The organism is Desulfovibrio subterraneus, assembly GCF_013340285.1.
Lineage (GTDB): Bacteria > Desulfobacterota > Desulfovibrionia > Desulfovibrionales > Desulfovibrionaceae > Halodesulfovibrio > Halodesulfovibrio subterraneus.
This window is the reverse complement of the sequence record NZ_BLVO01000012.1, coordinates 404,519-428,483: the sequence shown is the minus strand read 5'-3', so window position 1 is coordinate 428,483 and position 23,965 is coordinate 404,519. Positions and strand designations below refer to the sequence as shown.

The following is a 23,965-nucleotide window of genomic DNA, read 5'->3' as shown; positions in this document are numbered from 1 at the left end:
TCCCGGCCACACTGCCTATCCACTCGAAAACAGGGACAAATCTATGCGTGCACTCATACTGGGCGGAAGCGGCTTCATAGGTACGGCACTTTCCGGACACCTTCTGGATAAGGGGTGGCAGGTTGTCATTCCCTCACGCAACCCTGAGAAGGGACGATTTCTCATTCCTCAGGGCCATTCACTCGACGTGTCCTTTGTCATGTGGGACGGCAATGATGCACTTTCACTGGCCAAGTATTGCGAAGGGGCGGATGCCATCATCAACCTTGCCGGTGAAAGCATTGCCGCCGCCCGCTGGACTGACGACCAGAAACGCCGCATACGCCAGTCGCGCGTGCAGACGGGCGAAGTGCTCATCAAGGCGCTCAAGGAACTGCAAACCCTGCCCGAAGTGCTGATTCAGGGCTCCGCCGTCGGCTATTACGGCGGCTCCCAGACTCTGGCGGGGCCGGACGCGTACACGGAATTCTCACCTTCAGGGCAGGGTTTTCTTGCCTCCGTTGCCCGTGACTGGGAAGCCTCCACCCTCGAAGCGGAGCGCATGGGCATACGCCGCGCCGTTATCCGCACCGGCGTTGTGCTGGGACCGGGCGAGGGTGCGCTGCAGAAATTCATTTCCCCGTTCAGCTACTTCGCAGGCGGCCCGCTCGGGACCGGCCAGCAGGGTTTTTCATGGATTCACCGTGATGACACTGCAGGCGCCATTGCCCATATCATTGAGAACAAGGATTGCGCAGGGCCGTTCAATCTCACAGCTCCCATGCCCGTCACCATGCTTGACTTCTGCAATACGCTGGGCCGCGTGATGAACCGCCCTTCATGGTTGCCGGTTCCCGGCTTCATGCTTCGTCTCATGCTGGGTGAAATGGCGGAAGAACTCATCCTTCAGGGGCAGTTCGCCTTGCCCGGCAGACTTGTCGGAGCAGGATATTCCTTCCGGTTCAACGATCTGGAGAATGCCCTTCGGGATATTCTGATAGAGTAACTCCATGCACGAAATGAACACGACAATTCTTCTGGTAGAAGATGAGCCAGTCATAGCGCTGGACATACGCCGCCGCCTGCAGCAGCTCGGCTACCCTGCCCCCGTGGCGGTAACCACCGGAGAAGAGGCTGTCCTGCGGGCAGTTTCTCTCGCTCCCGATATTATTCTCATGGACATATTTCTCAGCGGAACGCTCGACGGGATAGATACCGCAGCCCTGCTCCGCGACCGTGTATCCGCCCCTGTCATTTACCTCACGGGCCACGCGGACGAAGAGACGCTCAGAAGGGCCATGATCACGGAACCCTTCGGCTACATCCTGAAACCCTTCGAAGACCGCGAACTGCACACCTGCATCGAGATGGCGCTCTACAAACACAAGATGGAAAGCGACATACGCAACAAGGAGCGATGGTTCGCAACCACCTTGCGCAGCATAGGCGACGCCGTCATAACGCTGGACGGTTCAGGCTTTGTCACCCTGATCAATGCCGCAGCTGCACGCATGTTCGGCATTACCGAATCACGGGCCACGGGAAAGCTCTTCTCGGATCAGCTCCGTGTACGGGATGACACGACCGGACAACTCATTACTACCCGCGCCATCCTTGCAAGCAACGGGCAGTATATCCAACCGTCCCCGGCAACTGCGGAAACCCAGTCGGGGAAAACAGTGCCTGTGGATATAACTGTTTCAGATACCATAGACCTGCAGAACCAGATAACGGGTTCGGTCATCGTGCTGCGCGACGCAACAGACAGAAAAAGATCGGAAGAACTGCTCAGAACCAGCCTAGCCCAGCTGAGGCGCACATTTGAGCAGACGGTGCATGCCCTTGCTGTCACCTCGGAAAAAAGAGACCCGTACACAGCCGGTCATCAGACGCGTGTTGCCCGTCTTGCCTGCGCCATTGCGGACAGGATGGGCCTGCACGGAGAATCCATAGAGGCGGTACGTGTGGCAGGCACCCTGCACGATATAGGCAAGATATATATTCCTGCGGAGATACTTGCAAAGCCGGGAAAATTGACGAATCTGGAAATGGACCTCATGCGCACCCACCCCACAGTTGGACACGATATTCTCAGCCAGATAAGCTTTCCGTGGCCCGTTGCAGACATTGTGCACCAGCACCATGAACGGCTGGACGGCACAGGGTATCCTAATGGACTATCCGGTCAGGATATTCTACAAGAGTCGAGAATACTTGCAGTGGCCGACGTGGTGGAAGCCATGTCTTCGCACCGGCCGTACCGGCCGTCTCTGGGGCTGCCGCCAGCTCTGGAAGAGATCCGCAGCGGCATGGGCACCGCCTACGACAAGGATGCTGTCGAAGCCTGCATAGCTCTGTTCGAAGCGGGGTTCTCCTTCCTGACGGACTGAGGATTGCCCGGCCGGACTGCCCGGCTGTCTCCCCATACAGGCAGTGACGGAAAGCCCTGACCGCAACCGCGCCAGTACGCAGCCCCCACGCGATCCCTGACATGCAACACCGAAAAACGTATCCGGAGCAGGCGTAATGCCAAGCAAAGCGCACATACTGATTATAGACGACGAAGAAGCAATACGGTTTTCCCTGCGGGGCATTCTGGAAGACGAAGGCCACACCGTGGCGGAAGCAGAAACCGGAGAAGCCGGTCTGGAGATGCTGCAGAGTGAGCAGCCCGACCTCGTCTTTCTGGACATCTGGCTCCCCGGCATGGACGGCCTTTCCGTTCTGGCCAAAATTAAGGAACGGGACAGCTCGCTGCCTGTCATCATGATATCCGGCCATGGCAATATCGAAACGGCTGTCACCGCCATAAAGCGCGGTGCGCATGACTTCATCGAAAAGCCCCTTTCACTGGAAAAGGTGGTTATCGCCGCTGCCAAAGCCTTGGAATTTCATAACTTGCGCAAGGAAAACCTTGCCCTGAGAACCCGCATAGCCACCGAACAGAGCGTGACGGTCACGGGCGATTCCACCCCCATTGTCAAGCTGCGCGAGCAGATTGAACGGGTGGCCCCCACGGATGCGTGGGTGCTCATTACCGGCGAAAACGGCACCGGCAAAGAAATTGCCGCCCGCTCCATACACGCCCAGTCAAAACGCAAAGACAAGGCGCTGGTGGCCGTGAACTGTGCCGCCATTCCCGAAGAACTTATCGAGAGCGAACTCTTCGGCCATGAAAAGGGCGCCTTTACCGGAGCTGATCAGGCCAAGACAGGCAAGTTCGAACTGGCGGACAACGGCACTCTGTTCCTTGATGAAATCGGCGACATGAGCATGAAGACGCAGGCCAAGATTCTACGCATTCTGCAGGAACAATGCTTTGAACGGGTGGGTGGCAACAAGACCATGCATGTCAACGTGCGTGTCATAGCCGCCACCAATAAGAATCTTGAGGAAGAAATCCAGAAAGGGAACTTCCGCGAAGACCTCTACTACCGCCTGCGGGTGTTCCCGCTTTCGCTTCCGCCGCTGCGCAACCGCGGCGATGACATTCTCAAACTCATACGGGAATTCCATGCGGGGCTGGTGCGCGAGCATGGATTCAAGCCCATCAACTTTTCGAAAGAAGCGGAACAATACCTGCTTGCCTACCCCTGGCCGGGCAACGTGCGCGAGTTGAAAAACTTTGTGGAACGCATGCTCATCATGTTCGCGGGACAAACCGTGGATGTGCTCGACCTGCCGCCGGAATTCGCTACCGCACGGTCTGCCTCCCCATCGGTATCCATCGACGGGGGTGCCGGCATCGATCCCGGTGCCGTTGACTTCAAAATGGCCCGCAACGCCTTTGAAGCCGCTTTTCTGGAATCAAAACTCAAGGAATTCGACGGCAACATCACCAGACTTGCCGAAGCCATAGGGCTTGAACGAAGCTATCTTTACCGCAAACTCAAGTCGTACAATATTCAGACTGCCGAATAACCGGCACCGGCACGGAGGATGATACCATGCATACCCTCGTCTTGTTACGGCACGGACAAAGCGCCTGGAATCTTGAAAACCGTTTCACCGGATGGACCGATGTGGACCTCAGCCCCATCGGGGAGCAGGAGGCAAAGGACGGCGCGCGCCTGCTGCAGGAAGCCGGACTCTCCTTCGACATCTGCTACACCTCCGTTCTCAAACGGGCCATCCGCACCCTGAACATTGTGCAGGAACAGATGGATCTGCTATGGCTGCCGGTGCACCGCCACTGGCGGCTGAACGAACGCCACTACGGCGCCCTGCAGGGCCTGAACAAGGCGGAGACAGCCCGCGAATACGGCGACGAGCAGGTGCTCATATGGCGGCGCAGCTACGATACGCCCCCGCCCGCACTCACGCCGGACGATCCCCGTTATCCCGGCAAAGACCCCCGCTATGCAGATGTGGCCCCTTCCGAGCTTCCCCTATGCGAGAGCCTGAAGGACACCGTGGCCCGGGCGCTGCCTTACTGGCATGAGACCATAAGCCCCGTCATCCGCTCCGGCAAAAGGGTGCTTATCGCCGCACACGGAAACAGCCTGCGCGCGCTGATCATGCATCTGGATGCCATGACACCGGACGCCATCATGAAGCTGAATATTCCCACCGGCCTGCCGCTGGTATACGAACTTAACGACGACCTTACCCCCATACGCCACTACTACCTCGGCGATCAGGCCGAGGCCGAGGCAAAAGCCAACGCGGTTGCGGCACAGGGCAAGGCAAAATAATGCCCTGCCAAGGGCCGCAACGAAGACTGGAGAACGCGACACACCATGCCAGCTTCCTCTCTGCGCCTGAAGACTTACGAGATCATATTCGAAGCTGAAACCCCTGCGGGCCGCGCATTCGACATAGCACTCATTGCCAGCATCATTTGTTCCGTTGCCGTGGTCATGCTGGACAGTGCCACGCATCCTTCCAGCCCGTATGCCCCTGTCCTGCGCTGGGCAGAATTTCTGTTCACTGGCCTGTTCACAGTGGAATATGCGCTCAGACTGTGGTGCGTAAAACATCCGGTCCGGTACGCCCGCAGCTTTTTCGGCATTGTTGATCTGCTCTCGGTGCTGCCCACATGGCTTGTGCTCGCCTTTCCGGCCGTGCAGTTCTTCGCGGTGCTGCGCATGCTCAGGGTGCTGCGCGTCTTCCGCGTGCTCAAGCTCGTGCAATACGTGCACGAGGGCACCCTTATCATGAAGGCACTGCGGGCGAGCAGCAAACGCATTACGGTATTCTTTTTCTGGGTGGTAACCCTTGTCATTCTCTTCGGAGCGCTCATGTATGTGATCGAAGGTGAAAAAAACGGCTTCACCTCCATACCGCGCGCCGTATACTGGGCCGTGGTCACGCTCACCACGGTCGGCTACGGGGACATATCCCCGAAAACGCCCTTGGGACAATGCCTTGCCTCCATAGTCATGATTCTGGGCTACAGCATTATAGCCGTGCCCACTGGCATCATCACCATGGAAATGGCCCGCACCACGCAGGTTCCGCAAAAGGACATCAGTACCGAGGTCTGTCCCTCGTGCAATCGCGAAGGGCATGACACGGATGCCGTGCATTGCAAATTCTGCGGTGAAAAGCTGTAAAAACAGCACCACAGATTTGGAGGATACCATGGAAACGTTACGTATACTGCTCTCTGCAGCAATCGGATGCGCCGTGCTCGTTTTTGCCGTGAGGCAATTCAGCGGCCGCTGCACCCCGTGATTACTGCTCTATGCAGCCGCCGGTGCCGGTGGCATCGCGTATGCCGTTCTGTCTTTCGTGTTATAACTATGGCGTTCAGGCGCCCGATCAGGCATAACATGGTAAGCGCGACGAGAAAGCCGACCGTCATCGGCGCAGACCTGTCGCGAACACACTCACTCTGTACCGGAGATTTACATGGCCAGTAATATAAGCATGAAGATGAAACAGAAGCAGTATGAAGGGCACGTGGTAGACTACGTGACCGTTTCAAAAGGCTACTTTCTCATCGTCAGCGAAGATAACAACTTTCAGAGCATCCTGCGCGGGACGGTGCAGAAGCACCTTGCCATCACGGAGGACTGCATGTCCGTGGTCAGCAATCCTGACCATATACTCAAGGCGATCAAGGATACCGGCATGCGCCGCAAGAGCATTCTGGTCTTCATTGAGCGCACGCTGCAAGGCAAGGATATGGGGTTCCTTGTCCGGCAGTTGAAGAACGCCTTCGACTTCGTGAAGATCATCATCCTCACGGGCGAGGCAGACAGACAAAAGCTTGTGCTTCTGCATGAAATTGGTGCGGACAATTTCATCACCAAGCCCATTTCCATCAATACGCTGATCGAGAAAATCGCCTTCACCATCAAGCCGCAGGGCAAGCTGGGCCAGCTTATCGACCTTGCCAAGAGCATGGTGACACGCGGCGCCTACGATCAGGCCCTGAAAGCCAGCCGCAAAATCCTTGAACTCAAACCGAACTCCGCAGCAGGCTTTCTCGTCATGGGCGACGCCTTCAAGGGACTCGGCAAGCTCGATAAAGCGCGTGAAGCCTACGAAAGCGCCAGCGACAACGCGCAGCTGTACCTTGAGCCCCTGAAAAAACTCGCCGACCTGCACAAGGAAACTGGCGATGTGGAACAGCAGCTCAAGTACCTTGAACGCCTTGATAAACTCAGCCCGCTGAACGTTGAACGCAAAGTGGATATTGGCACCATTCATGTAGAAATGGGGAATGAGGAAGAAGCGGAAAAACTCTTCAACAGCGCCGTCAATCAGGCCACCCGCGAAGCCCTTTCCTACATCGGAGAAATTTCGGAACGCATAGGCCACGTATACTCGCAGCGTGATCCGGTTCGTGCGGAGCAGTATTACCGCCGGGCCCTTGATGCCAAGGGTGACATGCTCGAAAAGTCCGACATAGCCACCTTCAACAGCCTCGGCATTGCACTGCGCAAGCAGGGTAAATGGTATGAAGCCACACAGGAATATGAAAAGGCGCTGCGCATTGCGCCCGATGACGAGCATCTTTTCTACAACGCAGCCATGGCCTGCGCGGAAGGCAAGCAGTTCCGGACCTCTGCAGAGCATCTGGAAAGCGCGCTCGGTATAAACCCGGACTTCCCCCGCAAGGACAAGACCATAGCCTTCAACATGGCTGTTGTGTTCATGCGGGCAGGTGGCAAGAACAGGACGAAGGAAATGCTCGAAATAACCCTTGAGCTTGAACCGGACTTTGCCAAGGCGCGGGAAATGCTCAATCAGTTGCTATAACAGCAACAGCCGTACGAATTTTCCGGACACATTTTCATGAAACGGGTGCCGCCACATGCGGCGCCCGTTTTGTTTGCAATGCACACAGCATATTGGCAGGTAAACCGGATACGTCGGGTGGTGCAGATCAAACTACTTGAGCTTATCCGGAATAGTTGATATAGTTTCCGACAATTCAGGAATTATCCAGAGACCGGAACAGTTCAGGAGGAGTACGTGTCCAAATTTACGGTTAACAAGACCATAGCGGAAATCAACGACCGCATTCGCAAGGGCAAGGCCGTTGTCCTGAATGCCGAAGAAATGACTGAAGCTGTCCGCACCATGGGCAAGGAAAAAGCCGCCCGTGAAGTGGACGTGGTTACCACGGGCACATTTTCCCCCATGTGTTCCTCCGGCCTGCTGTTCAATATCGGCCAGAAAGAACCCCCGACCATGAAGACCTCCAAGGTCTGGCTGAACGGCGTCCCCGCCTATGCGGGTCTTGCCGCGGTGGACAGCTACATCGGTGCGACGGAACCTTCGGAAGATGATCCGCTGAACAAGGTTTATCCCGGTTCCTTCAAGTATGGCGGCGGCCACGTCATCGAAGACCTCGTGCGCGGCAAGTCCGTGCACCTTCGTGCAGAAGCCTACGGCACGGACTGCTACCCGCGCAAATCGCTGGACAAGAAGATCAGCCTTGCCGACCTGCCCTTTGCCGAGCTGTACAACCCGCGTAACTGCTACCAGAACTACAATGCAGCCGTTAACCTGACGAGCCGCATCATCTATACCTACATGGGGCCGCTCAAGCCCAACATGCGCAACGTGAACTATGCCACGGCGGGCAAACTCTCGCCGCTGTTCAACGATCCGCTGTTCAAGACCATCGGGTTCGGCACGCGCATTTTCCTCGGCGGCGGCACCGGCTATGTCGTGGGCGCGGGCACACAGCATGTCCCCAATCCCAAGCGTACCGAGCGCGGCCTGCCTCTTTCCGCCGCAGGCACCCTGCAGCTCAAGGGCGACCTCAAGAAGATGAACGCGCGCTACCTGCGCGGTCTGAGCTTCCTCGGCTACGGCTGCACGCTCAGCGTGGGCGTGGGCATTCCCATTCCCATCCTGAACGAAGAAATCGCATGGTACACGGGCGTTGACGATTCAGATATCCAGATGCCCGTAAAGGACTATGGACACGATTATCCCAACTGCCTGCCCCGCGTGCTGCAGCATGTGACCTACGAAGACCTCAAGAGCGGCGAAGTGGAGATTCAGGGCAAGAAGGTTGAAACCGTTCCCATGACCAGCTATTCCATCTCGCTGGAAGTGGCCAACACCCTGAAGTCATGGATAGAAAAGGGTGAGTTCCTCCTTTCCGAACCCGTGGAACCCATTCCCGCCTGGTAAGATGACACAGTACCAAACTAAAATTCAGGCCCTTGAGGACTACCTCAGGGGCCTTTGCCGTGAACGCGTCGGTGTTGCCGTTTCGGGCGGGGTGGACAGCCGCCTGCTGGCCTTTACCCTCAGACGCCTGCAGGTTCCCTTCACGGCAGTGCATGCCACCGGCCCGCATCTCACCCCTGAAGAAGCAGCCTTTGCCCGCCGCTGGCTGGCTGTTTCCGGCATCCGGCACATGGCCATCCGTTTCGACCCGCTGCAGGTGGCCGATGCGGCCGCCAACGGCAAGGATCGATGCTACCACTGCAAATATGCCCTGTTCCGGGGATTCCGCGACCTGTACGGGAACGATGCCATACTTCTGGAAGGCTCCAATGCAACCGACGGTACCGAATACCGCCCCGGACTGCGCGCCCTTGAGGAGCTGGACATACGCAGCCCCTTCCGGATTGCAGGCATGACCAAGGACGACATACGCCGCCTTGCCGCTGAAAGCGGACTGGACCGGGCCGACCAGCCGTCCCGCCCCTGCCTGATGACACGGTTTGCCTACGGCCTTGCACCGGACGCAGAGACCCTAGCCAGACTGGGGCGCGCGGAGGATGCACTGGCACAGACAGGTCTTTCAGAATACCGCCTGCGCATCCCTGAAACGGGAAAAGCCGTGCTCCAGATTCCTGCCCGACAAAAACCCCTTGCACACACAGCCCTTGACACGGTAAAGAGCCTGCTCGCAATGGAAGGTTTCAGGGATGCGGAAATCGTTTTCACCGAATCCGTAAGCGGTTACTACGACAGGCCCGACTGAGCGGTCCGACCGCTGGACAAGGCGCCGCATACCGAGTAGTATATTCTATTGATCACAACGTTGAAGGAGACTCGTCATGGCTCAAAAGAAGATTGAACGCAAAAAGGAACTGGACCGCCGCCGCAAGCGCCGCGAAGAACGCATCAAGCAGCGTATCAAGGAAGCCAAGGCCGCCGCAAAGGCCTAGTTCCCCTGCTTTACGGCCGTAGTGATACGGCTGCCTGTTTTGCTATCTCTGTGGCGGTTTCATCAGCACTGCTATGAAACCGCTGCTCAGTTATATCGTGGGCTTGTCCCGTGTTCTTTTTTTGTTGATAGTGGAGGATGCGATGCCCATTTATGAGTATCGTTGTAATGCATGCGAACAGATCTTCGAGGAATGGCAGAAGTCCTTTGAAGACACTCATCCTGACTGCCCTGTCTGCGGCGGTTCTTCCGAACGCGTCATGTCCAACACCACCTTCGTTCTGAAAGGCGGCGGATGGTACGTATCCGAATACGGACGCAACAGTGCAAGTACCCAATCCGACAGTTCGGCAGCTGCTGCCGGCAATGGCGGCACCAACGGCAATGGCGGTAACGGCAGTTCCGACAGTGCAGGTTCCGCACCGGGGTCAGGGGCAACGTCTGCTTCAGGCACCTCCGACGCTGTGGCGTCCGGTGGTACCGCTTCTTAACCATTAAGGCGGCCCAAGGGCTGCCTTTTTTTTGACCGCTGCCGTCCACCGGCGGCGAACTTCAGAACCTGCAACCCGATCGAGAGTCAGCCACCATGATTGATCGCTATACCCGCCCCGAAATGGGTCAGCTCTGGACGCTGGAAAACAAGTTCCGCGTCTGGCTGGAAGTGGAAATTGCCGTGTGCGAGGCATGGCACAGACTCGGCGAGATTGACGCCGAGAGCATGAAGCAAATCCGCGAAAAGGCCGACTTTGATGTGGATCGCATTCTTGAAATCGAAGAGACCACCCGCCACGACGTCATCGCATTTCTGACCGCCGTGGAAGAAAAAGTCGGTCCTGCTGCGCGTTTCATCCACCTTGGCTGCACCTCTTCCGATATTGTGGACACCGCCAACGGCGTGCTCCTCACCCGTGCGGGCGAAATGATCTGCATGGGCTTTGAACGCCTGCTTGAATCGCTCAAGACCCTTGCCTACGCCCACAAGGGCCGCCTGTGCATGGGCCGCACCCACGGCATTCACGCGGAACCCACCAGCTTCGGCCTGAAAATGGCCGGTTTCTACGCAGAATTCTCCCGCCACTACGAGCGTTTCAAACATGCGCTTGACGGCATCCGCGTAGGCAAGATTTCCGGTGCCGTGGGCACCATGGCCATGATTCCCGCAGAAGTGGAAATCATCACCTGCGAACTGCTCGGCCTTGCCGTGGACCCCATTTCCACGCAGGTTATCCAGCGCGACCGCCACGCCCACTTCTTCACCTCGCTTGCGCTTGCAGCCGGTGGTGTCGAACGCCTGTGCGTTGAGCTGCGTCACCTGCAGCGCACCGAGGTGCTTGAAGCGGAAGAAGGCTTCCGCAAGGGCCAGAAGGGGTCTTCCGCCATGCCGCACAAGAAGAACCCCATTTCCGCAGAGAACATGACCGGCCTTTCCCGCCTGGTGCGCACCAACGCCCTTGCCTCCATGGAAAACATGGCCCTGTGGCACGAACGCGACATCAGCCACTCTTCCGTGGAACGCGTGATCATGCCGGACTCCACCATTCTCATGGACTACATCCTGCATCGTCTGGCAGGACTTATCGACAATCTGCGCGTCATTCCCGAAAACATGGACCGCAACCTTATGGGGTCCATGGGCCTGTTCTTCTCGCAGCGCGTTCTGCTCGGACTTGTCGAATCGGGCATGGGACGGCAGGATGCCTACGTCATGGTGCAACGCTGCGCCATGCAGAGCTGGGACACCAAGCAGCTCTTCAAGGATATTGTCTGCGCGGATACTGAAATAACTTCACGACTTACGGCAGAGAAGCTTGAAGAAATATTCGACCCCAGCTATTATCTGCGCCACGAAGATCTCATTTTCAACCGGGTATTCGGTTAACCGGAGCTTTTACAATGCTTGAACTCAAAAAGCGCCTTGCGCGCATTCTCGCTGAAAAATCCTACCGCGAAGGCGATTTTACGCTCGCCTCCGGCAAGAAGAGCGACTACTACTTCGATTGTCGACAGACTGCATTGCACCCTGAAGGCTGCTGGCTCATCGGTCAGCTGTTCTTTGACCTGCTCAAGGACAAAGATATTCACGGCGTGGGCGGCATGACCCTCGGCGCTGACCCGCTTGTCAGCTCCGTGGCTGTCATCTCCCACGAAAAGGGCAAGCCGCTGCCCGCCCTTATCGTGCGCAAGCAGGCCAAGGGCCACGGCACCGGACAGTATGTTGAAGGTCTTGCCAACTTCACCGAAGGCCAGACTGTGTATATGCTTGAAGACGTTGTTACCACGGGGGGTTCCGTCATTACCGCCATCGAACGCATAGAAGCCGCAGGCCTCAAGGTCGCGGGGGTATGCTGCGTGCTCGACAGGCAGGAAGGCGGACGTGAAGCCCTGCAGGCAAAGGGGTACGATCTGGTGTCCATTTTCACCCGCAAAGAACTGGTGGAACTGGCGAACGCTTAGCAAGCATTCGGCGCGCCCGCGACATGCGGGCGCGCTTCTATCGCAAGGACTCTATGCGCTCCGCATTACTCTCGGTTCTGTTTCTGTCCATCGTCATGCTCGCCCTTCCCGTGGCGGGCCCCTGTGCAGACTCTGCAGCAGGCTGGCAAGCCCGCTTTGAAGAGCATCCGGGAATTCCTCCCTCGCTTGTCGCTGTGGACAAGGGAGCGCAGCAGCTCTTTCTGATGGAGCACAGGAGTCCGCTGGCCGTTGCAGCCCAGTACGTCTGTACCACCGGTCAGGTGGTGGGCGACAAGAAGGATGAGGGCGACAAGAAAACGCCGGAAGGCGTGTACTTTGTGCAGCGCCATATTCCCAGCGGCCTTGATTTCGGCCTGTATGGCGGCATGGCCTACACCCTGAACTATCCCAATCCCATGGACCTGCTCCGCAGGAAATCGGGCCACGGGATCTGGGTACACGGCCGAGGCCACAACATTATCCCGCGAGAAACGCAGGGGTGTGTGGCCATGAACAACTCCGACCTGCTGCAGCTTGGACCCAAGCTCAAGCCCGGCACCCCTGTTGTTCTGGCCCAATCCATTGTGGACAAGGCCCCGCAGACCACGGAAGAGAAGAAAATCGCCTCCGCCATCGTCAACATGACCCGCGAATGGGCAACCGCATGGGGCAACCGCGACCCTGTCATGTTCGAATATTACGACGGCGATGCATACACCAAGTCCCGCTCCGGCGATTTTGCCGAGTTCGTGGCGACCAAGACCCGGCTGTTCAACAACCTGCCCTGGATTCTGAACTGGATCGACGATATTTACGTGCTGCAGGGGCCGGACTACTGGGTATCGTGGTTCAAGCAATATTACCGCGCCCCCAACCTTACCGTGCAGGGCTACCGCCGCCTTTACTGGCACAAGGACACGGAAGGTAACCTGCTCATTGCCGGCATGGAATGGGAAAGGGCCGATCTTGACCTTGAACAGGACTTTCTTAAAGCCCAGAAGCCTAGCGTGGACAGTTTTATCGAAGGGTGGCGGACCGCGTGGGAATCTGCTAACCTTAAAAAGTACGCAGAAAGCTATACTGAAACTGCATCACAAGGTACACGCAAGGGTATAGACGCCATCCGCGACCATAAGAAGGGTGTATGGGCGACTGCCAAGCCTAAAAAAGTGCGCCTGACCGACATGCGCTACTCGATTGACAGCAACGGCCTGACCGTTGAAATGGTCCAAAACTACAGCAGTTCCGACGGATTCGGCGACAAGGGCATTAAAACCATTGTGCTGCGCCCCTATGGCATATCCTGGAGAATAGAAAGCGAAGACTGGAGACCGCTCTAGATGAATGAAAAGTACAGCGTATTATTCATGCGCGATGACACCAAGGTGCACCGGTTCAGAATAAGCCCCATGTGGCTCAAACTCCTGATCTGGATGCAACTTGTGCTGGTGATTTCCACATCGCTGGGAGTGTACGCTGGATATACCTACTGGGACCAGAACGCCGCTCTGCGGAATGAACGTGCAGACCTGCAGCGCGAATTGCGTGCCACACAGGTGCAGCTTGAGCGGCTGGAGAATATTGAACAGATACTGCAGTCCAACGACCCTGAAGAACTGCAGTCTCTCTTCGGCACCATGAGCATTGAAGATTCTTCCAAGGAAAAGCCGACCGTTGATCTTTCTTCCCTGCTGGCAACGGAAGACGTGCAGCTCGTAAGCGTTGAAAACGTCATGCTCAAGCCCGCCGAAGACGGAACCATCCGCCTTTCCTTTGATATCAACAATCTCGACACCGCAAAGACCATTGATGGCATTACCACGCTTTCCATTGTCGGGCGCGACGGACAGGTATTCTCCATCAATGCGGACAGCAAGGATCTGAAGTTCACCATTTCCCGCTTCAAGAAGGTGGTTACCAGCTTCTCCCTGCCGGAAACGACAACGCTCAAGGACCTGTATGCCCTGCGCATAGCCATCAATACGGACAACAAGACCGTGCTGAAGGACCTGTTCCCCATAGAATCCATTCTGCAGTAATTTTTTCCCGCACCAAAACAAGAGAGCCGGTCCAGCGACCGGCTCTCTTTTGTATTTCATCAGGTGCGAAACAGACAGATGCTCTCCATTTCCGCGATGGTGCAATCGCGCAGCGCGGCGCAAGACAGAGCTACACCACGGCGATGGAGTCGCCCGGCTTGAGCGTGCCGCCGGACAGGATGCGCACGAATACGCCCTCTGTAGGCATAATGCAGTACCCCACGGTCTTGTGGATATTACACTTGGAATGACACTTCTTGCCGATCTGGGTGATTTCCATCTCCACGCCGTCTCCTGCGCGCAGCTTGGTCCCCACCAGAAGTCTGGCAAGAGGAATGCCCCGCACAAGCAGGTTTTCCGCAAAATCACCGTCAGACAGCGAAGGCATTTTCTCGCGCATGGGGTCCACACTTTCTACCGCCAGCAGGCTGACCTGTCTGCCGGTGCCGCCATGCACATCGCCTACGATGCCGAAGTCCTTTTCAAGCGTAACGCTCTGCACAGGCACTTTCTTCTCACCCGTCCGCGTGCTGGTGCACACAGCCACGATGGTTCCGTTCATGAGTAACCTCCGTCAGTATGTATGGAGCATGCCTCATCGGAAGAATCCTGACAAGTTCAGTCAGACTTAGTGCCGGTCACGCACAAAGCGGCATCACACAAGGTGCAGATAGCTGGAAAGATCGCGTATGCCGAGCGCTCTGCAATCCACATACAACCCCGCATATTCCTCGTAGGTTCGCGGCTTGCCGAAGACGTTGTACAAGGTGGATGCACTACCGAACGGCAGTTGGTGGAATGCCGCAACCTGAGGATGCAGGGGCAGCTCGAATTCCGGATACGGGTCCTGAAAAGCGCCGGTCAGCACGTCCGGCAGCGGAGCAAAGCCCAGATGGGCCAATACGCCTTCCGTCACTTGCAGGACAAGCCGCCTGTTGGGATGATTGATGGTATTGAACAGCTTCTCCGACCTGAACAGATCCAGAATCAGATCCACCGTGTGCACCACGCAGCCCTGCTCCTTCTCGCGCTCGCGGCGGGCGGAATCTTCGAACAACCCTGCCAGATCATGCTTTGCGGCAATGTCCGTATGCATGCATATATAGAGAATCTCTTTCTTCTCAAGCCCCATGTCTACAAGCCTGTCCAGAAAGATATCGCCGAATTCGATGGGGCTTTTGTTGGTCCAGAACGGCCAGTAGCCCTTGAACAGCATATTGGGAATGGCGGCGGTGACCGCTGCAGGGTTCACCCGCGCCAGAAGGGCGGCGGAGGCATGATCATCCCATTTTTCACCCAGCGGCTGATAGAGAAACAGGGAGCACTGCTGCAACTGGACATCCGGAATATCTTCACACAGATAGTTGGTGTACTTGACGATCTCGAACTCCTGCCCGAACTGCGGATGCAGCATGAGCAGCTTGCGGAGCGGATCTCCCTGACAGTTTGCGTGGATGATACACAGTTTTCTGGACATGGTGTGCTTCAATACCCTCAGGCTGCTCCGTATTCAAGTCCGGCAGCGACAGATTCCTCTGGCTCCGTCATGTCCATCGGTCTTTCACGCCCCTGCGCATGCGGCATGCGGGGCATGCACCAGCGCTCCGGCATAACCGACAACCTTGTCCATGTCCCCGCTCACCTCGCCAGATGTGGCATAGCGGGTGATAGATGCGCGGTCTGCCCCGAGCAGCCTGCAGGCAACCAGCCCCGCTGTCATGGGCAATACACCGCACATGGTTATCCCATGTTCACGGACTGTGCTGTACAGCCCTTCGGGATCAAGGGATTCAATCATGGCAAGGGCGAGCAGGTCATTGCGTCTGGCCTCTTCGTGCGAAACGTAGTGGCTCATGTCCGTGCTGACAACCATGGTCACGGGTGCTCCGTGCGCCTGTATGCAACGCGCTAGCGCAGCGCCGCAACGGGCAAGCACCTCGGGAGAGGGTGAAGCGATGGCAATGGGTACGATTTTCACATCGGGCCTTGCCACCTGAAGAAACGGCAGAATAACCTCTAGGGAATGCTCATACAGATGCGCGGCGGTATCCAGAGAGAACACAGGATCGGATTTGACGAGACAGGCAGCGAAATCGCTATCCACTGGTACACTGCCGAGGGGACTGAGCCATTCTCCGCCCGGCCACACGGCAACAGCCTCACCCCTGCCGGTATGGTTGGGACCAAGCAGAATGACCGTTTCGGCCAGCCGTGCCGCGCCGAGGGTCTGGCCGGCCACGGCACCGGAATAGACATAGCCCGCGTGGGGAACCATGGCGAGCAAGGTTGGGGCATCGCCACATGGGGCGGCACTCTCCCGTTCTTTCTCTGTCCGCTGGCCCGCGGCCAGAAATGTCTCTATCTGCTGCCGGAGAACCACGGGATCACCCGTGTAGAATTGCCCCGCCACAACGGGACGCCTGATGGTGTGCGAGGGGTGCACCATAACCGCAACCTCCTGAACGGGGCAGGCAGTACGATGGGTTACAGCCTGCCGGTGGGAGAGAACTTGGATGCGCCTTCCGTCAGATCATAGGTGCGCAACTCGGAAGCCGCCATGCGGCCATACAGCGAATTGGGGCTGTTGTCGCGTAGCTCGGTGAGAATAGAACGCCACTTGTCCAGATTCGCATTCTTCTTGTAAAGCCCTGCAATACGGTACTGCATGCCGGGGTAATCCGGATCGCCCGGCTTCAGGTCCTGCATGTATTCCCGCGCCCAGTCCAGTGCTTCCTTGACCCTGCCGGTACGTTCCGTAATGTCCATCATGGACCCGAGCAGGTCCTTTATTTTCTGGGGGTCAGCCTTTTCGGGATTACGCTTGGCAATATCCCTGAAGTCCGTCAGAGCCTGCTTGGCATGACGGTAAGCGGTTTCCCAGTCTTCCTTGCGTTCGGCCTCGCGGCTGAGGAAGAAGAGGGTATATGCTTCCTGATCAAGCGGCACGTCCTGCACCTTGGAGAGGGCCGCCCACATGGGAGCCGCCTTGTCATGCTCGCCCATATTTTCGTGCGCAAGGGCCAGCGCATAGTCAAGCTGCTGTTTGCTTGCGGGGTTCAGGTCCCACAGCTCGATACGCTGCGCGAGCTTGATCACATCTTCCCAGCGCTCGTTATCCAGATAAATGCTCAGGGCAAGATTCAGTGCCATCTCAGACGTTTCCGGAATCTTCAGACCGAGGAAGAAGGGATCAATCACCTCAAGCGCCTTGGAAGGCTGCTTCTGCTTCCAGTAGGAAAGGCCCAGCGCAATGCGGCTGTCCGGCGCCAGTTCCGTGTCCTGCCCTCGCACAATGGGAAACTGATCCCATATCTGCAGAATGCGTTCGTAGTTGCCCTCGCGGATATTGTCCGCAACCATGACGTTGAACGCCTTCATGGCCACCTCTTTCACGCGCCCTGTCAGTTCGTGACCGGGATGCTGCTTGATGAAGGCGGAAGCCGTGGTGAGCGCCTCCGGATACTGCTTGTTCCAGAGATACCACATGGCCTTCTTCAGACGTGCAAGAGGTACGAGAGCACTGTCAGGATGATCTTCTATGATCTTGGAATAAATCTGCAACGGGCGCAGATTGTAGGGCCGGTCGAATACGGAAAACATGTCCGTAAGGCTGGGCTTGTCATATACGCCCTCTTCCGCCAGACGCATCAGCGAAATGAGGCCGCCGTCGCGGGCGGGGAACTTGCGGGCGGCTTCTTCATACACCTCGCGGGCGGCGTCCTTGTCGCGCATTTCCACATACAGGTCGCCAAGACGGGCCAGAATCATGTCTGCCTCGTCTCCGTCCGGATCAATGTTATAATAGGTCCAGTAAGTCGTGCGGGCCTTATCGAACTTCTTCATCCGATATTCCACGTCACCCATCTGGCTCAGGAACGGCGGATATTCAAGGTAGAAACGGGGCCAGCGTTTTTCCACGTAGTCCACAACCTGATAGGCCTGCTCGTAAAATCCGAGGCTGTACAGAGCCCGCGCCAGCCCGACACCGGCTTCGCGCACGAACTTGGAGTCGGGATAGTTCTGCACCACGTACTGGAAGTTGTCTGCCGCCTTCTGCCACTCGCCCTTGTTGAAATAGTAATCACCCCAGTAATAATAGGTCAGGGGGATGAGATCGCTGTTCGGGTAGTTCTTGCGCAGAATATTGAAATAGGCCTCGGCCTCGCGCACGTTGCCAATCTTCATGTTCGTCATGCCCAGACGCAGCAGGTGCGTGGGAACCGTGTCCGCCTTGAGGTTGAAGTTCATGGCCTCGGTGGTGGACTGAATAATCTTTTCGTAATTGGCCAGCAAATCATCCTTGCCGACCGCATAGGTGGCATCCGCAATGCCGTTCAACGCTGCGGCCCGCTGCTCGTCCGTCAGTTTGGGCATGCGCTTGAGCGCCTTGAATTGCTCCAGAGCCGAAGCGGCTTCGTCGTTATTCAAAGCAGCCTGCGCCTGAAAGAGCAGGTCCTGCGGATCAGGCGGCGGGGGAATGGGGTTGCCGTCCTTATCCACATAGACCACCTTGGGTTCCGGCGGAGCAGGCTTGTTGCTCACCACCTCTTCAAGCTGGGGTTTGGGCACTTCCACCGGCTGGGGAGCTACTTTGGGTTCAGAGGCATCGGCAAATGCCGGTTGCAGATCAGGATATTCAGGTGCCGGCGGCGCCTGCTTGCTGACCGTAAAGCGGTCTGCACCCGCACCGGCTACAGGAACAGATGGAACCGGCTGAAAAGGCTGGACAGATTGCGGAGTCTGCGGCTGCACAGCGCCGGAAGCCGAGGCATTTCCGGAAACAGCAACCGGTGCCGCTGGCTGGGCAGAACGGGGTGTATCCGGCGCACGCCGGACCGTAGTTACCTGGCCGGGAGGAGCCACTTTGGCCCGCACGGCAAATTCCGGCCCCTGCGGCACGGTCTGAATGCCCGTAGCTGGCAGCGTCGGCACTGGGGCAGCTGTGCCTGCCTGAGAACCGGCAGGCGTAACGGCAGGCAATGCCGTGCCGGACGAATTGGTTCCGCCCTTGGCATCCTTCTGCTGTACTGGCGGCTTGGCAGCGGTTTTCTTGCCGGTTCTGGCTTCTTCCAGCGCTTTTTCCTTGGCCAGCCGTTCGTTTTCTGCCTGTATCTGCCGCTCAGCCTGTTCACGGGCCAGCTTGTCAGCCTTTTCCCGCTCCATGGCCTGTTTGGCTTCCTGAATTTTGCGGGCAATGGCAATGGCTTCCTGCGGCATATCCTGAGAGGCTTCATTACGCCACGCTTCAGGTGCCTTGGACACACGGGCGCGTATGCCGCCATCCGCATTGGGCATGGGCGAATCGACCACAACCGGTGCAGGCGGACGGATCTGCTCTTTCCAGTCTTCGGGGCCGCCCGTGTTTATGCGGGAACGATAGGTATAAGGTACGGCAAAAAAGGGACGTTCCGGCGGCGAGCTTACCTTGGGAGCAGGCTGGGCCGGTACGAGCACCATCGGAGTCTGGGGTTCTGCGTTCTCTGTCGGAGGCGCAGGCGTTTCCTGAAGCACGGTCGCATTCAGCGGGGGCGGCAGCACCTTGTCGAGAGAACGCGTGCCCGGTTTTTCGACCACGGGTGTTTTCTGACCGCGCACGGGCATTTCCACCCTCTTGAGCGCGTCAAGAGGAGAGGCGGCGGGGGTGGAGTTTGCAGCGGGCTGTGCCGGTTTCGCAGTCGGGGCTGCAGCGGCCTGCGTTGCCGGAGCCTGAACAGCAGGAGTCCGGTCGGCAGATGCCTGACCAGCAGGGGGCACAGCTGCGGGAGTTGGAGCGGTCGTATCCGGAGTCTTATCCGGGGTCGTATCCGGGGTTGCCGCAGGCTGCGCCGGCGTATCCTTGCGCGGTTTCCAGCGGGCACCGATGGGGTCGCGGAACAGATCCACAACAATTTTATTGCCGCTGACCGTGGTGGAAATATAGCCGAACGCGGCAGTCTTGGTGGGAATGGTAACAGTGCGGCCGCTGCCGGAGGGTCTGCCAAGCAGCTTGGCGCCGCCCAGCGGCTTGACCGGAGTCTGCGCCTTCAGCTGCCCTGCGGCAGCCGCAGGCAGTGTGAGCGTGAGTGTCTGCTTGCCCGTTCTTTCAAGCGAATAGCCGTCTGCCGGTCTGTCGAGCACCAATACCAGACGTTCCTTGTCCGGATGGGCACCCCAGTACCAAGTCAGGGCCATGGCAGGACCGGCGGTTGCCAGCCAGATCCCGCATGCCGCAAGAAGAGACCAGAACATTCTGGTGGCAGCTATACGACTCACTCCGGATTTAAATGCAAGTTGCATGCAATACTAAGAATATGCCTGTTACCACAGTGTGCCGCCCTTGCGGCGTATCCGGCTTCCCGGTCTGATCTTATCGGATAACTTTCGGGAATACTTGATGATAGCTAATCGAGTTTTTTCTTTTTGAGCTTTTCGATCAGGGTTGTGCGTTTTACGCCCAGAATCTCGGCCGCCTGATTCTTGACTCCGTCAGCCATATCAAGTGCTTCCAGCAGCAACTTTTCTTCCGCCAGATCAAGGAATTCCTTGAGGCCGAGGCCATGCTCACGCAGATGCTCGATGCGGGGCCATACAAAGCCCTGCTGCACGGCTGCGGCAGCCTGTGACGGTTCCGGCGGTTCCGGCAGGGTAACGATATCGCCCACGTCATCAAGAATCTTGGCCGGAAGGTCAGAGGGCTGCACCAGATCTTCGTCGCACAGGATGCTGAGCCGCTCCATGAAGTTCTCAAGCTCGCGCACGTTGCCGGGCCAGCGGTAGGCGGCAAGCACCTTGCGGGTATCTTCGGCCAGACAGAGCTTTACGCGCCCCTTGCGTTCACAGAACTTTTCAAGAAAATATTCGGCCAGAACCAGAATATCCCCGCCACGGTCCCGCAGCGAGGGAAGATGCATGGGAATAACGTTCAGACGGTAAAAAAGATCCTCGCGGAAGCGGCCTGCCCGCACCTCTTCTTCGAGGTCGCGGTTGGTGGCCGCAACAATGCGCACATCCACCTTTTTGGTGCATGTGCCGCCTACACGCTCTATCTCTTTTTCCTGCAGCACGCGCAGAATCTTCACCTGCAGAGGCAGATCCATTTCCCCGATTTCATCAAGGAAGATGGTGCCGCCGTCAGCCATTTCAAACCGCCCCGGGCGGCTTCGGATGGCATGGGTGAAGGCTCCCTTCTCATGGCCGAAGAGTTCCGATTCAAGAAGCTCCTTGGGAATGGCGCCGCAGTTGATGGGCACAAACGGAGCCTGATGCCGGAGACTGTTGGAATGCAATGCCCGCACGAGCAATTCCTTGCCGGTACCGGACTCGCCGGTGACAAGAACAGTGCTGTCGGTAGGAGCTACTTTTGCGAGAACTTTGAAGACTTCCAGCAGGGAAGTGGATTGGCCGATGATGCCGGTGGTTTTGAGGTCCATTGCCCCTCCGCTTTCGATACTGCCCGTGCAAACAGGGTACGAGCAAGAATATCCTGACTACATAGTGCACATGAGTGTCAAGAATATGACACAAAGTCAACTATAATATAGACAATATCTAAAAAAAAACCGCACCTTTCGGCGCAGCTTTCCGTATCCCCCACCCCCCGGCTCAAACCTGTTCACGGGCGGCTTACGCCACCTCGTCGATAAAGTTACCGATAAGCTCCATCTGCGACCGAATGGCCCGCACATTGGCAGCATATGCGTTCTCATCACGGATCATGTTCACCGTCTCATGCACGTAGTCCGTATTTGAGCCTTCCACCACTTCCTGCACTGCCATATCGCCGCCCTGCTGCGTATACGACCCATCCTCATACCGCACCGCAGGACCGGCAGACGTATCCTGCCGCACCTCGGAAACCTGCACCCCCTGCCCTTCCGGTCCGGTTTCAAGCAGCACGTCGCTGGACTTGTAGCCGTCCGTATTGGCATTGGCCACATCGTTGGCGGTTGCCTGCTGGCTGAGCGCAATGGCGTCCAGCGCGGATATGTTGGCATCAATACGCATAGGGCTCCTCACATGACAACACTATAACCACCATGAAAAGCAAAGTCACCTCACATTAATCATCGGCAGAATGTTTGACTTAACAAAAAGAGTTACTATTATTTTTTATAGCGGGAAATAGCGAAGAATATTGGAAGACGACATACAGATCCAAGCGGCGTACCGTTTCGTACATAGGCATGACAACAACCTGATTCTGAAGCGGATGCCACAGGAGTTCGACATGAATATCGCCATCTGGTTAAAAATTCTCATGCCTGTTCTAGTCATCATGCTGCTGGTTGTCGCCGGGGACGCCATGGCAGCAGGAGACTGGAAAACCTTTGTAAAGCCGGACAAGGAAGAGCTCAGAGCCCGCCTGACGAGCCTGCAGTTCCAAGTGACGCAGGAGGAGGGAACCGAGCCGCCTTTCAAAAATGAATACGCAGACAACCACCATGAAGGTATTTATGTTGATGTCGTTTCCGGCGAGCCTCTGTTCAGTTCGACGCATAAATACGATTCCGGTACAGGCTGGCCGAGTTTCTGGCAGCCTCTGGCACCGGAGAACATTGTGGAACGAGAGGACAGACGTTTGTTTTCCACCCGAACGGAAGTGCGCAGCAAGCATGCTGATTCGCACCTCGGCCATGTATTCAATGACGGACCTCCCCCCACGGGCCTGCGATACTGCATGAATTCCGCAGCAATGCGCTTCATTCCCAAGGAAGAGCTGGCCAAGGAAGGATATGGCGAATTTCTGCCCATTTTCGGAGAGCGGTAATATGGCGGATAGCGAGCCGTCACAGGAAGTCATGAGCAAAGGGCCGGACGGGGTGTCCGGCCCTTTATTATGCGCAAAGCACCCGATACCACAAAACAAGCATCCCGCCCGCAGCAGCGTCGGCAGACTTGGCGTTGACTCGACAGACGCTCAACCGTAATATCCCGCATCCCACACAGGCAGGCAGTATGCGTCCATCATCATCTTTCAGGCAGATCGGTGCCCTTCTTTGTCGTGTCATTCTGGTGGTGGTATGCCTGTGCTTTTCCGTTCCCTCCGCAGCGCATGCAAGCGGACAGGGCTCGCAGAATACACCGACACAGCTCCGCGTGGGGTTTTTTCTGGCACCGCCCCATGCCTATACCCTGCCCTCGGGCCAGAGTGCCGGAGCAGCGGTGGACCTGCTTGTCGGACACATCGCCCCGCTCATGGGCATACCCGTCGAAGTGGTGGGACCATACCCGTTTGCCCGCCTTCTTCACGATTTCGATGCCCGCAAGCTCGACGGCATACTCATGCTTTCCAGAACGCCGGAACGGGAGCTTCTCTTCACATTTCCCAAAACGCCATTTCACAGCATGAGCCCGTCGCTGGCCGTCCTTGACGCCAGCTCCATAACAGAATTTACGCAGGAAACACGTCTGGAAGGCAAACGCGTGGGGACCATTCTGGGTGCTTGGATGCCTAAGATTCTGCTCACCAGCGGAGCCCGTCTGGACCCTACGGTCGGCGATTCCTCAACCGCTCTCAACCTCCAGAAACTGATCGGCGGCAGAGTCGAAGCGGTGTATGCCCCGGATGGCGCCACCCTGAAGGAAATGATCAGGCGTATCCCCCACGCTCCGGCCATTCGCATTCTTCCCATCCCCGCTCCCAGACTTGCGGTATATACCGTTTTTGCCCGGCAGGTTCCCGCCGACATAGTGCTGCGATACGAACAAGCCCTGCAAACGGTTCTGAGCACCATCAGCTACAAATCCCTCGAACAGCAGCACCTGCTCGCCCCTGTCAGGTAGCATCACAACCGCGCTCCCCCGTTCATTTTTTCCGCCTTCCACACTCCTCAGATTCCGCACATCCGCTTCTCGCCCCCGCTCCCTGCCATTGACGGAGAGTATCTGCAGGCGTATGTTTTCCCGAAAGCAATTCGACAATACCGAA

The 23,965-nt window shown here is 57.2% G+C and carries 21 protein-coding genes; 15 read left to right on the top strand and 6 right to left on the bottom strand.

Annotation, left to right across the window (positions count from 1 at the left end):
• Nucleotides 1–43: 43 nt before the first annotated feature.
• From HUV30_RS05865 to HUV30_RS05805, 13 genes are all read left to right on the top strand, one after another.
• Nucleotides 44–985, top strand: coding sequence for a TIGR01777 family oxidoreductase (locus HUV30_RS05865; protein WP_174404477.1), 942 nt, complete (start codon nt 44–46; stop codon nt 983–985).
• A gap of 4 nt (nt 986–989) precedes the next feature.
• Nucleotides 990–2,369: an HD domain-containing phosphohydrolase gene (locus tag HUV30_RS05860; protein ID WP_444979617.1), complete on the top strand. Its 1,380-nt coding sequence runs from the start codon at nt 990–992 to the stop codon at nt 2,367–2,369.
• 136 nt (nt 2,370–2,505) lie between these two features.
• Nucleotides 2,506–3,900, top strand: coding sequence for a sigma-54-dependent transcriptional regulator (locus HUV30_RS05855; protein ID WP_174404476.1), 1,395 nt, complete (start codon nt 2,506–2,508; stop codon nt 3,898–3,900).
• A gap of 26 nt (nt 3,901–3,926) precedes the next feature.
• The gene (gene gpmA, locus HUV30_RS05850) at nt 3,927–4,673 is read left to right on the top strand and encodes a 2,3-diphosphoglycerate-dependent phosphoglycerate mutase (RefSeq protein ID WP_174404475.1); all 747 of its coding nucleotides are present in this window, start codon (nt 3,927–3,929) and stop codon (nt 4,671–4,673) included.
• A 45-nt stretch (nt 4,674–4,718) separates the two neighbouring features.
• Nucleotides 4,719–5,534: an ion transporter gene (locus HUV30_RS05845; RefSeq protein WP_174404474.1), complete on the top strand. Its 816-nt coding sequence runs from the start codon at nt 4,719–4,721 to the stop codon at nt 5,532–5,534.
• A 298-nt stretch (nt 5,535–5,832) separates the two neighbouring features.
• Nucleotides 5,833–7,188: a tetratricopeptide repeat protein gene (locus tag HUV30_RS05840; protein ID WP_174404473.1), complete on the top strand. Its 1,356-nt coding sequence runs from the start codon at nt 5,833–5,835 to the stop codon at nt 7,186–7,188.
• A gap of 216 nt (nt 7,189–7,404) precedes the next feature.
• Nucleotides 7,405–8,577: a homocysteine biosynthesis protein gene (locus HUV30_RS05835; protein ID WP_174404472.1), complete on the top strand. Its 1,173-nt coding sequence runs from the start codon at nt 7,405–7,407 to the stop codon at nt 8,575–8,577.
• A gap of 1 nt (nt 8,578) precedes the next feature.
• A complete protein-coding gene (gene larE, locus HUV30_RS05830) occupies nt 8,579–9,379 on the top strand; it encodes an ATP-dependent sacrificial sulfur transferase LarE (RefSeq protein WP_174404471.1) in 801 nt (266 codons plus the stop codon).
• A gap of 329 nt (nt 9,380–9,708) precedes the next feature.
• Nucleotides 9,709–10,056, top strand: coding sequence for an FmdB family zinc ribbon protein (locus HUV30_RS05825; protein WP_174404470.1), 348 nt, complete (start codon nt 9,709–9,711; stop codon nt 10,054–10,056).
• A 95-nt stretch (nt 10,057–10,151) separates the two neighbouring features.
• Nucleotides 10,152–11,444, top strand: coding sequence for an adenylosuccinate lyase (purB, locus tag HUV30_RS05820; RefSeq protein ID WP_174404469.1), 1,293 nt, complete (start codon nt 10,152–10,154; stop codon nt 11,442–11,444).
• Between the two features lie 14 nt (nt 11,445–11,458).
• Entirely contained in the window at nt 11,459–12,019 is a 561-nt protein-coding gene (pyrE, locus tag HUV30_RS05815; protein ID WP_174404468.1) for an orotate phosphoribosyltransferase, read from the top strand.
• Between the two features lie 53 nt (nt 12,020–12,072).
• Nucleotides 12,073–13,359 (top strand): L,D-transpeptidase family protein, encoded by a 1,287-nt coding sequence (locus HUV30_RS05810; RefSeq protein WP_174404467.1) that lies wholly within the window; start codon nt 12,073–12,075, stop codon nt 13,357–13,359.
• Entirely contained in the window at nt 13,360–14,058 is a 699-nt protein-coding gene (locus tag HUV30_RS05805) for a hypothetical protein (RefSeq protein ID WP_174404466.1), read from the top strand.
• 130 nt (nt 14,059–14,188) lie between these two features.
• On the opposite strand, the gene HUV30_RS05800 is transcribed toward HUV30_RS05805, so the two are convergent.
• The 6 genes from HUV30_RS05800 to HUV30_RS05775 all read right to left on the bottom strand — a co-directional run bounded on the left by HUV30_RS05800 (nt 14,189) and on the right by HUV30_RS05775 (nt 22,041).
• A complete protein-coding gene (locus HUV30_RS05800) occupies nt 14,189–14,620 on the bottom strand; it encodes an MOSC domain-containing protein (protein WP_174404465.1) in 432 nt (143 codons plus the stop codon).
• Nucleotides 14,621–14,713: 93 nt separating this feature from the next.
• Nucleotides 14,714–15,535: a WcbI family polysaccharide biosynthesis putative acetyltransferase gene (locus HUV30_RS05795; protein WP_174404464.1), complete on the bottom strand. Its 822-nt coding sequence runs from the start codon at nt 15,533–15,535 to the stop codon at nt 14,714–14,716.
• A gap of 84 nt (nt 15,536–15,619) precedes the next feature.
• The gene (gene amrB, locus HUV30_RS05790) at nt 15,620–16,504 is read right to left on the bottom strand and encodes an AmmeMemoRadiSam system protein B (protein ID WP_174404463.1); all 885 of its coding nucleotides are present in this window, start codon (nt 16,502–16,504) and stop codon (nt 15,620–15,622) included.
• A 38-nt stretch (nt 16,505–16,542) separates the two neighbouring features.
• Nucleotides 16,543–20,286: a tetratricopeptide repeat protein gene (locus HUV30_RS05785; RefSeq protein WP_174404462.1), complete on the bottom strand. Its 3,744-nt coding sequence runs from the start codon at nt 20,284–20,286 to the stop codon at nt 16,543–16,545.
• A gap of 152 nt (nt 20,287–20,438) precedes the next feature.
• Nucleotides 20,439–21,467 (bottom strand): sigma-54 interaction domain-containing protein, encoded by a 1,029-nt coding sequence (locus HUV30_RS05780; RefSeq protein WP_174404461.1) that lies wholly within the window; start codon nt 21,465–21,467, stop codon nt 20,439–20,441.
• Between the two features lie 193 nt (nt 21,468–21,660).
• The gene (locus HUV30_RS05775) at nt 21,661–22,041 is read right to left on the bottom strand and encodes a flagellar basal body rod C-terminal domain-containing protein (RefSeq protein ID WP_174404460.1); all 381 of its coding nucleotides are present in this window, start codon (nt 22,039–22,041) and stop codon (nt 21,661–21,663) included.
• Nucleotides 22,042–22,264: 223 nt separating this feature from the next.
• Between HUV30_RS05775 and msrB the strand changes: the two genes are divergently transcribed.
• A complete protein-coding gene (msrB, locus tag HUV30_RS05770; RefSeq protein ID WP_174404459.1) occupies nt 22,265–22,804 on the top strand; it encodes a peptide-methionine (R)-S-oxide reductase MsrB in 540 nt (179 codons plus the stop codon).
• Between the two features lie 188 nt (nt 22,805–22,992).
• Nucleotides 22,993–23,820, top strand: coding sequence for a substrate-binding periplasmic protein (locus HUV30_RS05765; RefSeq protein ID WP_174404458.1), 828 nt, complete (start codon nt 22,993–22,995; stop codon nt 23,818–23,820).
• The last annotated feature ends 145 nt before the right edge of the window (nt 23,821–23,965 follow it).